Here is a 13,135-nt window from a genome sequence, read left to right on the forward strand (position 1 = left end):
TATAACGATTTGACCCTAAAGGCTCTTTTAAATTCTTAATTCACTATAAAAACTACTATCTGATAAACGAGATTGACGCTATGCTCGCAATGACGGTGATTACTGCCCACTTAAAATTGTCCACCGCCACTTCAGCTTTCTACTTTCAGAATTCTGCTTCCCTACGCCAACTCCCTCAAATCGACCGGTACCACTCGCGATACGCCCGCTTCTATCATGGTGATGCCGTAGATGATGTCGGTGCTGGCCATGGTGCGCTTGTTGTGTGTGACGATGATAAACTGGGACTCCGCGCTGAACTTCTGTATGATCTGGTTAAACTTATCAATGTTCGCATCGTCAAGTGGGGCGTCCACTTCGTCGAAGATACAGAAGGGTGCGGGCTTCAGCAGGTAGATGGAGAAGAGGAGGGAAGTGGCCGTCAGGGTTTTTTCCCCACCCGAAAGCTGATTGATGGTCAGCGGACGCTTGCCTTTGGGCTTGGCCATGATCTCGATGGGGGACTCCAAGGGATTGTCGGGATCCACGAGGGTGAGGTCGCAGTCGTCCTGCTCGGTGAAGAGGGAGCGGAAGACCTTCACGAAGTTTTCCTTGATCTTGCCAAAGGCATCCAAGAAGGTGTCCTTGGCCACCTGGTCGATCTCGGAGATGGTGCTGAGCAGGCTGTCCTTGGCCTTGACCAGATCATCCCGCTGTCCGGTGATGAAGTCATGGCGCACCTTGATCTCGTCATAAGCCTCCATGGCCATGGGATTGATGGGGCCGATCTTTTCCAGTCTTTCCTTTTGCTTGCGCACCAGCTCACGGAGCTCGTCCTCGGCAAAGTCCAGAAACTCGGGGTCGAGACCGGGGTTTTCCTCCATCAGCGCATCCAGATCCAGCTCAAACTCCACGCTCAAGCGTTCCTTCATCCCGCTCATCTTGAGCTTGATGTCGTTGATGCTGTTTTGTAGCTCCTGCAGCAGGAGGTCAAAGCCTTCCTTGGATTTTTGCAGGCTTCGGATCTTGGTGTCGGTCTCATCGATGAATCCGCGTGCGCCGTAGTAGTCCTTCTCGGCCTCGGTCACTCCTTTTTCTATGCTTTCCTTCTCGGCATAGAGCTCAATGAGCTCGTCGTCCTTCACCTCGTTGTTGTCGAGGAGGGTCTTCACCTCGGAGTCCAGCTGGGAGAGTTCCGCTTGGGACTTTTCGATGCGCTCCTTGGAGCTATCGAAGGCATTTTGCTTAAACTCGATCTCCTGCTCCAGGCTGTTGACCCGGTTGACCTGCTGGATGTAGGTGATGTTTTCCTGGTTAAAAGTCTGGGACTTCTCCGCCAGCTTTTTGTTTTCCAGCTCCAGCTCCTCGCTGAGTTGGGAGACCTGCTCGGAGAGGCCTTCGAAGACGGCTTTTTCCTCGCTGAGCTGGGGCAAAATCACCGCTAGGCTCTCCTCCAAATCGGCGATGCGGTCGAGGATGTCTTCCCGCTTGTTGGCATTGGAGCTGAGGAGCTCGGCCAGCTGTTCCTTTTTGGTGCGGACGGAGACGTAGGCGGAGTTGAGTTCGTTGATCTGGGCTTGGCTTTCTTCCAAGGTCTTCTTGTGGCTGACCTCCTTGAGTTTGATCAGGTCGCCGAGCTTTTGGTCGAGGTTGGCGCGTGTGCTGCTGACCTTTTTGCCCAAGTCCTTGATTTCCTTGTCGAGCTTTTCGAGGTTTTTGGCACGCCCGATCCGCTTTCCCTCAAAGAGTCCCACGGAACCGCCCGAGATGGAAAACTTGCGCTTGGTGTACTTGCCCGATTCGGAGAGAAAGATGCAGTCCGGATCGCTGGGGAAGTCGCGGTGCTCTCCCTGTACGAGGTACACGTTGTCCAGGACAAAGTTGATCAGGCGGCTGTACTTGATGTCAAACTCGATGATCTCCGTGGCGGCGATGGCGTTGGGGAAAAGCTTGCTCTGGCTGGGTTTGAAGCGCTCGAAGTGCTCGAGGACAAAGAAATTGGCCTTGCCGCGGGCGGCGTCGCTGAGCAGCTGTATGGCGGCGATGGCCTGGGCCTCGGTGTCCACCACATAGTAGTTCATGTAGCTCTCCAGGTAGTTTTCGATGGTCACGCGGTACTTTTCGTCCGTGGTGAGCAGGTCGGAGAGGAGGGGGATATCCCTGCCCCAGCTTTGGTTTTTGCGGAGAAACTTGATGGCCTCGGGGAAGCCTTCGAGGTTTTCCACCAAAGACTTGGTGAGGTTGTATTCGTTGGTTTTCGAGTCTAGCTTGCGTGCGGAGCTGGTGAGCTCCTCGCGGATCATCTCGATCACGCGGTTGGTGTCCTCGATCTTTTGGTCTTGGTCTTCCTGCTTGGATTTTAGAGCTGCGTAGGCGTCGGTAGCCTCGTCCAGCTGGCCCTTGAGCTCCACGAGTTTATCTTCGAAATCGTGGAGATTGGCCTCCTGGGAGGAGTCGTCGGAGGAGGTGCGCTCCAGCTCCTGCTTGAGCGTGGAGAGCTGGATCTGCTTGATCTCGGTCTCCTTACCGAGCTGGTAGACTTTCTCCTTCAGGCTGTCAAAGCGCAGGCTGAGTTCCTTTTGGTTCTGTTGTTTTTCTCCAGTGAGGAGCTTTTGGGAGTCGTACTGCTCGCGGAGCTCGGAGACGATGGTCTCCTTTTCGAGGAGGATCTTTTCGGCCGACTCCTTCTCCTGATGGAGGGAACGGATGGAGAATCCGGCGCGGTCGTTGGACTTGCGGTCGGTGTCGATCTGCTCACGCAAGGTGCGGGATCTATCCTCGAGGAAGCGCATGCGCTCGTTTTTGATCTTTTTCTCCGATTCAAAAGCCCGGATCTTGTTCACGTGCTCGTTGAGCGTCTTTTGCCGGGAGGCGAGGAGCTTTTCCTTTTGGATCAAGTCGGACTTGAGCTGGGAGAGCTGCGCTTCCTGATCGCTGATCTGCGTGGTGATCTCCAGCTTGCGATCCGATTCGGACTGGATCTTGGCGTTGGCAGCGACGAGCTCTTGGGCGTATTTTTCGATAGACTTCTTGGCTAGGTTGATGCTGGCCAGTCGGTAGTCCTTTTTGATGTTAAAATATTGGGCGGCCTGCTTGGCCTGCTTCTCCAGGGACTTGAGGTTTTTCTCTATTTCGAAAAGCAAGTCCTTCACCCGATCCAAGTCCGCGTCGGTGTCTTCGAGCTTTCGCAGGGTTTCTTTTTTTCGGGTCTTAAACTTGGATATCCCGGCAGCCTCTTCGAAAAGGTCGCGGCGGGAGTTGTTTTTGTCATTGAGCAGCTCGTCGATCATCTTGAGTTCGATGATCGCGTAGGAGTTGGAGTTGATCCCCGTGTCCATGAAGAGGTTGGTGATGTCCTTTAGCCGACAGGTGACTCCATTGATCAGGTACTCGCTCTCACCGGAGCGGTAGTAGCGCCGGGTGATGGTGACGTGGGTGTACTCGGTGGGGAGGAGGTTTTTGGTGTTTTCGAAGGTCAGGGAGACCTCGGCCATGTTGGTGGGCTTGCGGTTTTTGGTGCCGTTGAAGATGACGTTTTCCATCTTCTCGGAGCGGAGCATGCGGGTCTTTTGCTCGCCGAGCACCCAGCGGATGGCATCGACGACGTTGGACTTGCCGCAGCCATTGGGCCCTACCACACCGGTGATCCCCTTGTCGAAGTGGATGACCATCTTATCCCCAAAACTCTTAAAGCCCTTGATCTCCAGTTTACTGAGCAGCATGCGTATTTTCTCTCCTGTATAAACAGACAAAATAAGCGCAAAAGGGGGATTTGGCAAGCCATGCGGGCATTTAGGATTTTTGATTTGCGATTTACGAGGGGCGGGAGAACCTTTGAGGTTTTTTTGAAACCTCGAAGGTTTCTATCCCTAGACGTTCTTGGAGGTCTTACAAGAGAGCCCAACGGTCGAGGTCTTTCAATCTTCCAATTTATCAATTGAACAGATTGCCACGCGGCCAGAAAAAGGCCGCTCGCAAAGACGACAACTCCGGACATCGGACTATCTTCCAATCTTCCAATCCCACCCTCCGTTTACCCATTTTCCCAAATCTTTCCCAAATTGGAAATCTAAATTTACCCCATGAAGGTACTGATCATAGAGGACGAAAAGGAACTGCAAAAATCCCTGGCCGATTCGCTGCGCAAAGAGCAATTTGTCATCGAGACAGCCGATGACTTCGAGTCAGCGAGCGAAAAACTAGCCGTGTACGACTACGACTGTATCCTCTTGGACATCATGCTTCCCGGCGGAAGTGGCTTGCAGTTGCTTGAAGAGTTGAAGGAAGCCGGAAAGTCCGGCAATGTGATTATCATTTCTGCCAAAGATTCCTTGGATGACAAGCTACAAGGACTGGAGCTGGGAGCGGATGACTACCTGACCAAGCCCTTTCATATTGCCGAGCTCAATGCTCGGGTGAAAGCCGTCCTTCGCCGCAAAATGCTGGACGGGCGGAATGCCATCGAGCTTGCTAATATCGCCTTGGACTTGGGTGAACGTCAATTTATGGTCGACGGGGAAAACGTCGCGCTGAACAGGAAGGAGTTTGACGTGCTTAATTATTTTTTGCTCAACAAAAACCGATTGGTCTCTAAAAATGCCCTCGCCGAGCACGTCTGGGGTGATCACATCGACCAAGCGGACAATTTTGACTTCATCTACTACCAGATCAAAAACCTCCGGAAGAAACTCCAGTCTGCGGGAGCAGGGATAGAGATCGAGGCGGTCTATGGGATAGGGTATAAGCTGGTGGAAAAATGAAACTGCTCAACCAAAGCCTCAAGTACCTCTCGATTTCCATTTTGCTTATTCTGGGGCTTTGGGGAATCGTGTTTTATTTTAACATGCTCCGCGAGATCAAAGAGAGCGTGGACGAGGGTTTGGAAAACTACAAGCGGCAGATCATCCATAATGCCGAGTCGGATTCGACGATTTTGCGGCAGCGGGACTTTGATGAAGGCTTTTTTGCGATCGTCGAGATCAGTGCCGAAGAGGCGCTCCGGGCGACTGACAGCTATGCCGATACGCTCCTATACATGCAGGATCGGGACGACGAGGTGCCTGAGCTGGAACCGGTGCGAATGCTCACGACAGCTTTTGAGCTGGATGGACACTACTACGAGCTGCGCATGATCAATCCCATGGTGGAGGAGGACGACTTGGTCAAAGAGCTGTTTTTGGAAGCCTCTTGGCTGTACCTGGTTTTGCTTTTGGCGATTGTCTTGATCAATAATCTGGTGCTGCAGCGACTTTGGAAGCCTTTTTATGAATTTTTAGAACAGCTGAAAAACTACCGGATCGGGAAGAGCAAAACCCTGCCAGAGGCAAAGACCAAGATCAGGGAATTTACCGATCTGCAAACTGCCGTGAATACTTTGCTCCAGCACACCCTCGAAGCCTACGAGCAGCAGAACCAATTCATCGGTAACGCTTCCCACGAGCTGCAGACTCCCCTTGCCATCGCTACCAACAAGCTGGAACTGCTGATCGAAAAAGGCGAGCTGAATAGTGGGCAAGCCGAAAGCATCGCCGAGGTCATGGATATCATCAGCCGCCTAGTACGGGTCAATAAGTCGCTGCTGCTGCTGTCCAAGATCGAGAATAGACAGTTTCTCGACGATCAGCTCGTCTCTCTGAATGAGGTCGTCCGACAGGTCGTGGGTGACTTGGAGGCGATGGCAGACTTCCGGGAGGTTGGGGTTTCGGTCGAAAGCAAGGGAGAACTGAAAGTAGCTATGGATCCATCCCTCGCGAATACGGTCGTATCAAACTTGATCCGCAATGCGCTTTTTCACAATGTCCAAGGTGGAACCGTCGAAGTTTTCTTGGACGAAAAAAGCCTTAAAATCGCTAACTCTGGGCAGGAAGATCCGCTAGACGGACAGCATATCTTTGAACGTTTTTATAAGTCAGGAAAAGCCCAGTCGGGTACGGGCCTTGGATTGGCGATAGTCAAGGCGATCTGCGGGCTGTATGGCTACGAGCTTTCCTATCGCTTCGAAAAGGGTCAACACTGTTTTGAAGTGGTTTTCGAGTAAGGCTTTGAACCCGTGAATTTTTGGAGTTCTGGAGCCCTTTGCATTTGTTTCAACGCAAAGCCGCGGCTAGCTCGGAGCTTTTGCAGAAGTGCTTTTTTAGCTACAAAGACCCCAAGGCGCTAAGATTCCGGAGGCAGAATCCCACTCCCCATTACTTTTCGAGAAAAATGCTATCTGTGCATCTGTGGCAGATCAGCAGATCAAAGGAATAGCAGCGTTCATTTTTTTTACCAGCTAATCAGATTCCCGATTGATTCCCAAATCGAGTCCGTGCTTTACCGCATGGAAACGATAAAAAACCACTTTTCGGCAGCTATTCTCTTCTTATTGGTCTGGGGTTTTGCTGCTGACGTATTTGCGCAGGGCGAAGCGGCGCTGCCCAAGGTTCACCACGCGGAGCCGCTGTATATGGATCTGGTTCGCGACTTGGGAGCCAGAAAGGGAGAAAAGGAAATCAACATCGGTACCGAACTCAAGGATCGGTCTGGCTACAACCAGTACACTTTTCTAGCCGAATATGAGTTTGCACCGATCAACCGACTTGGACTGGAAGTGGAGGCAGATTTCAATTTTTTCAAATCCACGGTCAATGGCAATGCCGAACTTCCGGGAAATAAGCTCGAAGGATTGCGGTTTTCGTCGCAGTATTCTTTTCTGGTTTCGACCAAGTATCGCGCTACCCTCGCCGTCGGATATACCCAAATCCTGGAATTGACCGATTTCAATGATTACGGTAAGACCAAGCTGGTTTCCGGTACTGTTTTCAATCCATTTTTTGTCGCGGCGAAGCGCTGGGGTAAGGACTTTCACAGTCTAGTCTACACGTATCCCCTGATCGAGCGGCATTTTGCCACCGCCACAACAGAGCTCAGCTGGGGGATCAATACTTCTTTGTTTTACTCGATTCCGGAGACCAAACACTTTGTGGGTGTGGAGCTGAACAAGGAAATCGATCACGGGCATTTTGGTATGACGATCCGTCCTCAGGCCAAGATTCGGGTGAATGAGCATCTGGCCGTGGGCATGGTCACGGGCTTTCCAGTACATAGATCAGGGGAGCGTTTCAGTTCTTTTTTCCGACTGATTTATGAGCCTTGATCACACTGCATGGGAATCGATTGGAGGTTGCCCGAGTGGCCTCTTAGGTCTGCCTTCCTTGGGCTTCCAGCCCGTGAGTATAGAAATCAAAAGTGTTTGGCAAACCTCAGCCAAAGCACTTTTCCAAGGTCATTTAGCCTATCACTCGATTCCCAATTCCTTCCAGAATTCCCAGTTTACTTTACTCCACAACTTAAAACCAACAGAAAAAATGAAAACGAACACATTGATCCTCGCGCTCGCACTGACTCTTTTCGCTAGCCAATCTTTTGCACAGGATATCCTCCAAAGCCAAGTTCCTTCGCTGATCGTGAATGACTTCCAGCAAGCTTTTCCCAAAGCCCTGGATGTGGAGTGGGAGATGGACGGAGCCCACTACAAAGTAGAATTTGAAGTCGGACTGGCAGGGGTAGACCACGAGATTTGGTACGATCAGAGCGGTAAAGTAATGCGACATAAGGAGGAGATCTCCAAAGGCGACCTGTCCAAAGCTGTGTTGTCCAAAATTAAAACCAACTACAGTGGCTATCGGTTAGAGGATGTGAAGAAAATCACCGAAGGCGCAAATTCGGTGTACACGCTGGAGGCCAAGACGCTGATGGAGGAATGGAAGCTGGCCTTTGATACGGCTGGAAACGAGCTGAGTAAGGTCGCGGACTAGGAAAGTAAATCCGGGGCTGAGGGGAACAGCCCCGGTCACGATCTGCGAAATACGATCTAAAGCCGTCTTTCCGGCACCGAACCGACTTCAAAACCTTACCACTTTCAAGCACCACACACCCTGATTTTCAAATTTCAAATTTCAAATCTTTCAATTCGATCTCGTATCTTACCCCCATGGATTTGGGAAATATCATCTATATCGTCGCGGTTATCGCCTACTTTATCTATCAGGCGACCAGGAAAAAAGGCGGACAAGACCTGCCGGACACCGAAGGCCCCAATCCCGAGACTCCCAAAAAGGGAATGTCTTTCGAAGAACTTCTCAAGGAAATCCGCGATTCCCAAAAGCCACTGGGCGAAGAGCGCCTGCCTGAGAGGAAGCCCAAACCCGCTCCCGTCCCTGTAGAGATCCCCAGAGCCAATCCCGTTGTCCGAAAGCCCGCCCGGGTAGAGGAGGACGACGAGGAAGCCCAATACTACGAGGGAGCCTATAGATCTGGGCAGTCCAATCCCTATCAGGCCTTTCGTGAAACGGTCCCTACCGAGCCCGCTTCCGTGAAGTTTGACTACAGCAGTCTCAAGACCAAGAAGACAAATCCCTATGCCGAGCTGCTGAAAAACCCCAAAACACTAAAGGATGCGGTGGTCGTCAGCGAGATCTTAAAGCCAAAGTATTTCTGATTTCTTTCGCGTCCTCCCGTCCAAGGGCAGTACTTATTTCGTTTATCATGGCATCAACGAAATAAATATTGCCATGGAAAATTCTACAGAGATTATCATCGGCAGACTGCCGAAATCCCGCAGGGAGTTTTTGGAAAAAGCGGGCATCGGCCTGGTTTGCGGAAGCCTGGGAGTCGCATTTTTCACCTCCTGTACCAACTCCGAGGACGAAAACCCCGCCCCGAAGACACCCGGCGGGAACACGGGCAACGCTGGCGCCGGGGCAGGAATCAGCCTGTCGGGAAACACCATCACCATCGACCTGACCATCCAGACCGGTTTGGCGGCTGCGGGCGGCTGGCTCCTGATCGTCAATGCCCGCACGCTCGTGGCCAACGTGGGCGGATCCTACCGCGCGCTATCCTCCACCTGCACCCACCAGGGATGCTTTGACAGCTGGACCTATGCCGGAGAGCGTTACACCTGCAATTGCCACGGATCTACCTTCGACTCCCAGGGCAATGTAGTCAGCGGACCGGCGACGGCTTCCCTGGATCAATATGCTGTATCCGTATCTGGAACCACGCTGACGATCACACGATGAAAGCGCTGGTCTATTGCTGCTGCACCCTCGCTCTGCTGTGGGGCTCGGTTTTCCATGCCCTGGGGCAAGGGGAAAAGGATGCGGACGAGCGCAGGGAAGTGGAGGACATCTTTGACGCGCCCCGCCATATCAACCTGCTGACTGTGGAGCCCCTGACCAAAAAGACTATGCACTTTACCCTCATGCATACCTTCGGCACTTTGGATGGGGGAGTGGAAAACCTGTTTGGCCTGGACAACGGAGCCAACATCATGATCGGCTTTGAATATGGACTGGGCGAAAGGGTGTCGATAGGACTGTCACGCACCAGTGTGGACAAGGTCTATCAGCTATACGGACGGTACCATCTTTTGCGGCAGCTGGAGGATGGGACTATGCCTTTTTCCCTCAGCCTTTCGGGAGGGGCGGGGGTGATCTCTGGAGACTATTCCTACCTGCCCACCGACGAGCAGCCGGACTTTGCCGACCGGATGCTTTACTACGCACAGGCGATGCTGGCGAGGAAGTTTGGGGAGAAGATCAGCCTGGCGCTGACGCCGACTTTCGCCCACTTTGCCAATCCCCTTCCGGTGTACCAGATCGAGGGAACCCAAAACAGCTACTTCGCGCTGGGCCTGGGAGGAAAGTGGCAGGTGACCAAGAGCTCCTCCCTGACCTTGCAGTGGATTCCCAACCTCAACTCGGACCTCAAAAACAACCTGGGCATAGGCTGGGACATCAAGGCTGGGCAACATGTCTTCCAGATGTACTTTGTGACTTCCTCCGCACTGAATGAGCCCTACCTGCTGGCCGGTTCCAATGGCGTGCCTGGGGAGGAGTTCCGGCTGGGATTCAATGTGAACCGCTTGTTCTTCTTGGGGAATGACTGGTAGTGCCCCGAGCTGGGTTACTTTCTGCGAAAAGTCCCCTTCCAGACGCGATGGCCTCGCTCTTCAGCGACCAGTTCGGCCTCTTGGCTGAGAAAGTCCCGCAGCTTGTCGATATCCAGCTGCTCCTTGGGATAAGCGTGTTGGTAATAGTCGTAGATGAAAACCCGGAACTGCTGGGGCAGCTGAGTACGAACGGAGTCCAGCTTTTCGATGGGAAGAAGTAGGCTTTGCGCGCTTGCATCATCGGGAAAAAGGACCTCCCGACTGAAATGCACGAAGTTGTTGACCAGAATGGGGCTTTGGTCGGAGGGATTTCCGACTTCGCTTTTCAGCGCATCCAGAAATTCGGGGTAGGCTTTCAGCTTTCCCTGATAGTAAACCGAGGCGAAAGCGGGGATAAGCAGGAGTAGCGCCACGGCCCACTCTTTCATTGGGAGATTTCTCCAGAGGAGGATTCCGACAAACGAGGCTTGGAAGCCCACCATTTTCCAATCCTGTTGCAGGAGACTCACGGCTACACCCAGAGCGACGAGGAAGACCATGGCTTTTCGGATACGGAGGCTTTCCTGCCAGACAGCCCAACCCATACTCACCAAAAATGCCAAAATCGGCACCAAGACAATCAAATGCCGGGGATTGAGGTAGAGGGGGTTGTAGAAGGCGAGGTTGGTACTCATCGCCCAAAATCCTGTCAACAGACAAAGAGACGCCAAGCCGAATTCCAGACCCGGACTTCCCTGTTTTTTGCGAAGCTGTACCCAAGCAGGCAGGGAAAAGACGAGCCAAAGCCAATACGAACGCTCGACAAAAGTCAGGATAGGAAGTATCGTGAGCCGCTTGAGAATCACCCAGGCGCCCTTGTCAGCATACGTGTACTCCGAGATGTAGTGCCCAGCCTGTAGGGATTGCAGGCGGTAGAGCGGGTCGCCAAATTTTAGCCAGAAGTAGGCGAGGTAGGTCGCACCGAAGAGGAATCCCATTGCCAAGAGATAGCCATAAAAGCTGAGGTTTGGCTTTTTGTCTTTCCAATCAAGCACAAAAAGCAGGACTGGAAATGCTGCCAAAAACACGATGGTTTCCTTGGTGAGAAAGCCAAAGAAAAGGGCTGACACAAGGCCCAGCGCGGCAAGGAAGGGTTTTTCATATCTGAAGATTGCGGAAAAGGGAACCAGTGTCACCCAGAAAACCAGCAGGGAATCAGGATAAACCTTGGTCAAAAAATGGAGGAGATAGACCTGCGTGCAAAACCAGAAAACGAGCACCCAAGGACTGCGGTCTCTGGGTAGGATTCTGAGCAAAAGCAGCAGGGTGCCCAGGTAGCTGAGGAGTGAAACAAGGGAGACTGTGTGGGGATCAAAGCTCAGAAGCCATCCTGCCAAACCGGCGGGTACATAGGCACCCCAACGTGTGGAAAAGTGGTATTCGTTGATTTCCATCGTGCCCTCCCAAAATTTCTTTCCGGCCAAGAGGTAGTAGACATCGTCCGAGAAGGTGATCCCGTCAAAACCAAAAATCCAATAGGCCAAAAGAAAGGCCGCCCCAGCAGCAAAGGCTCCTCTTGGGTTGTTTCTGTCGGTGGTGGGGGCAATTGGCATCGGGTAAAAATAGGGGAGAGAATTGGAAATTTGGCTGAGGCTCCGAAACGGATTCGTTTGCCGGGCTTTGCTGCTTTTTCAAGCTCCTCCGTTTGTCAAAATTCTAGATTTTTTAACACGGCGTGATGGTTTGGGCAAAAGCTGGATTTTTTTAACATCCACTTAACAATCCCGAATCGCGCAGTCGCAAGGCGTAAAACAGATGTCAATTCCGACTTTTTCCCATCAAAGTTTGGGGTCAGGTGGGATGGAAGTAGGTTTTCTCCTTCGAGGTGGCTTTTTGCCTTGGAGAGAAATTCTTGGTTGAGTTGACGATTTTTTCACGAACTGGTAAAAGGGAAATCTGCGGATTGAGTGGCTGGCTTAAGTCCTTTGTGGCATGAAAAAACCACCGATTTTTTTCCTTTTTCTGCTGCTGACAGGCCTGGTTTGGGCCCAGCAGGAGCCGAGGAGTGACTACCGAGTACAGTTTGGCGATTCGCCCACCCAAGCCAAAAACGTCTATTTCCTCAACCTGATCGAGCAGCAACCCAAGCTCCAAGAGATCCTTATCCAGGATGTGGCATTGACCAGCCTCGCGCAGGCGAAGCTGGATGCCTTGGCTGCCACTCTCGTGGATTGCGGCGACGAGGGGCTGTGCTATGCTAGGGAAATGGGCTTTGCGCCAGCCGAAATCGAGCAGGTCGCTCAGCGCATCGCGCAGCTGGCTTCGCAAAGCAGGGATTTTGCCGCTTTGGCATCCGACCACCTCGCACCTTCCGGCATGTACCAGATGAATGCGGCGGCGGATCCGGCGGTCTTTTTGGCGAATGCCTGGAGACAGGATGCCCAGACGGTGAACCACATCATCCATGTGTACGCCCGAGGTGCCAAGTCAAACTATCCCAACATTGACTCCCTGGGGATGAAGCTGGATTCCCGGACCTACTCAGCCAATATCCAAGCGCTCAATGAGCTCGCCCACGTGAAGTACGAGGGCTCGAAGCTTTTCTACAAAATGACCCTGGGCTATGCGATGGATGCCTTGGAAATGGCGCGGTTTGAAAGGGCAGGGGACTTTGAGCCCATGACAGCGCTGGAAAACAAGGCTGCCTACGAGGCCGCCAAGAGGACTGACTGGGAAAAGTTTGACTATCCCCTGATCCTCATCCCCGGCGCGGGCACGGACAACTACCTGGACAGCCTGAGCTCTGGCGGCGTGCTGCGATGCCAGCTGGCCTTTGAGGCATATAAGCGGGGCAAAGCGCCTTTTATCATGGTCTCCGGCGGCTATGTGCATCCCTACAAAGTCCTTCGCAACGAGGCCGTAGAGATGAAGCGCTACCTGCTGAAGCTTGGCGTGCCTGAGTCAGCCATCCTCATCGAGCCCCATGCACGCCACACCACGACCAACATGCGCAATGCCGCGCGCATCATGTATCGCTACGGTTTTCCCATGGATCGTCCCTCCGTTACCATCACCACGCCAGCCCAGAGCAGGTTCATCTACGGCATGATGGAGCGCTGTATGCGGGAGCTCGGCTACCTGCCCTATACCAATGGTAAGCGCGTATCAGCGACGACCTTGGAGTTTAACCCTCAGCTCCTATCGCTCCAAATCGACACAGACGAACCACTAGATCCCTAAACC

10 protein-coding genes are annotated in these 13,135 nt (G+C 52.7%); 8 read left to right on the top strand and 2 right to left on the bottom strand.

Annotated features, from left to right (window positions below; genetic code table 11):
• Positions 1–161: 161 nt before the first annotated feature.
• Entirely contained in the window at positions 162–3,701 is a 3,540-nt protein-coding gene (gene smc / locus J0A68_RS19310) for a chromosome segregation protein SMC (protein ID WP_206579889.1), read from the bottom strand.
• Positions 3,702–4,061: 360 nt separating this feature from the next.
• On the opposite strand from smc, the gene J0A68_RS19315 reads away from it, so the two are divergent.
• The 7 genes from J0A68_RS19315 to J0A68_RS19345 all read left to right on the top strand — a co-directional run bounded on the left by J0A68_RS19315 (position 4,062) and on the right by J0A68_RS19345 (position 9,913).
• Complete coding sequence (locus J0A68_RS19315) at positions 4,062–4,739, top strand: response regulator transcription factor (RefSeq protein ID WP_206579890.1); 678 nt, start codon at positions 4,062–4,064, stop codon at positions 4,737–4,739.
• Positions 4,736–6,016 (top strand): sensor histidine kinase, encoded by a 1,281-nt coding sequence (locus J0A68_RS19320; RefSeq protein WP_206579891.1) that lies wholly within the window; start codon positions 4,736–4,738, stop codon positions 6,014–6,016. The genes J0A68_RS19315 and J0A68_RS19320 overlap by 4 nt, the downstream gene beginning before the upstream one ends.
• Positions 6,017–6,298: 282 nt before the next feature.
• Positions 6,299–7,114 (top strand): HAEPLYID family protein, encoded by an 816-nt coding sequence (locus tag J0A68_RS19325; protein WP_206579892.1) that lies wholly within the window; start codon positions 6,299–6,301, stop codon positions 7,112–7,114.
• A gap of 211 nt (positions 7,115–7,325) precedes the next feature.
• A complete protein-coding gene (locus tag J0A68_RS19330; protein WP_206579893.1) occupies positions 7,326–7,775 on the top strand; it encodes a PepSY-like domain-containing protein in 450 nt (149 codons plus the stop codon).
• A 176-nt stretch (positions 7,776–7,951) separates the two neighbouring features.
• Complete coding sequence (locus tag J0A68_RS19335) at positions 7,952–8,458, top strand: hypothetical protein (RefSeq protein WP_206579894.1); 507 nt, start codon at positions 7,952–7,954, stop codon at positions 8,456–8,458.
• A gap of 73 nt (positions 8,459–8,531) precedes the next feature.
• Positions 8,532–9,041: a QcrA and Rieske domain-containing protein gene (locus J0A68_RS19340; RefSeq protein ID WP_206579895.1), complete on the top strand. Its 510-nt coding sequence runs from the start codon at positions 8,532–8,534 to the stop codon at positions 9,039–9,041.
• On the top strand, positions 9,038–9,913 hold the full coding sequence (locus J0A68_RS19345; RefSeq protein WP_206579896.1) for a DUF5777 family beta-barrel protein: 876 nt from the start codon (positions 9,038–9,040) through the stop codon (positions 9,911–9,913). The genes J0A68_RS19340 and J0A68_RS19345 overlap by 4 nt, the downstream gene beginning before the upstream one ends.
• Before the next feature lie 14 nt (positions 9,914–9,927).
• On the opposite strand, the gene J0A68_RS19350 is transcribed toward J0A68_RS19345, so the two are convergent.
• Positions 9,928–11,505, bottom strand: coding sequence for a hypothetical protein (locus J0A68_RS19350; RefSeq protein WP_206579897.1), 1,578 nt, complete (start codon positions 11,503–11,505; stop codon positions 9,928–9,930).
• Between the two features lie 379 nt (positions 11,506–11,884).
• On the opposite strand from J0A68_RS19350, the gene J0A68_RS19355 reads away from it, so the two are divergent.
• On the top strand, positions 11,885–13,132 hold the full coding sequence (locus J0A68_RS19355) for a YdcF family protein (RefSeq protein WP_206579898.1): 1,248 nt from the start codon (positions 11,885–11,887) through the stop codon (positions 13,130–13,132).
• Positions 13,133–13,135: the final 3 nt, after the last annotated feature.

The sequence above is a fragment of the Algoriphagus oliviformis genome, assembly GCF_017254915.1.
Classification (GTDB): Bacteria; Bacteroidota; Bacteroidia; order Cytophagales; family Cyclobacteriaceae; genus Algoriphagus; species Algoriphagus oliviformis.

What these genes read in the sequence shown, in the direction of transcription:
- smc (WP_206579889.1), bottom strand. Translation starts at nt 3,701, where the DNA reads ATGCTGCTCAGTAAACTGGAGATCAAGGGCTTTAAGAGTTTTGGGGAT.
- J0A68_RS19315 (WP_206579890.1), top strand. Translation starts at nt 4,062, where the DNA reads ATGAAGGTACTGATCATAGAGGACGAAAAGGAACTGCAAAAATCCCTG.
- J0A68_RS19320 (WP_206579891.1), top strand. Translation starts at nt 4,736, where the DNA reads ATGAAACTGCTCAACCAAAGCCTCAAGTACCTCTCGATTTCCATTTTG.
- J0A68_RS19325 (WP_206579892.1), top strand. Translation starts at nt 6,299, where the DNA reads ATGGAAACGATAAAAAACCACTTTTCGGCAGCTATTCTCTTCTTATTG.
- J0A68_RS19330 (WP_206579893.1), top strand. Translation starts at nt 7,326, where the DNA reads ATGAAAACGAACACATTGATCCTCGCGCTCGCACTGACTCTTTTCGCT.
- J0A68_RS19335 (WP_206579894.1), top strand. Translation starts at nt 7,952, where the DNA reads ATGGATTTGGGAAATATCATCTATATCGTCGCGGTTATCGCCTACTTT.
- J0A68_RS19340 (WP_206579895.1), top strand. Translation starts at nt 8,532, where the DNA reads ATGGAAAATTCTACAGAGATTATCATCGGCAGACTGCCGAAATCCCGC.
- J0A68_RS19345 (WP_206579896.1), top strand. Translation starts at nt 9,038, where the DNA reads ATGAAAGCGCTGGTCTATTGCTGCTGCACCCTCGCTCTGCTGTGGGGC.
- J0A68_RS19350 (WP_206579897.1), bottom strand. Translation starts at nt 11,505, where the DNA reads ATGCCAATTGCCCCCACCACCGACAGAAACAACCCAAGAGGAGCCTTT.
- J0A68_RS19355 (WP_206579898.1), top strand. Translation starts at nt 11,885, where the DNA reads ATGAAAAAACCACCGATTTTTTTCCTTTTTCTGCTGCTGACAGGCCTG.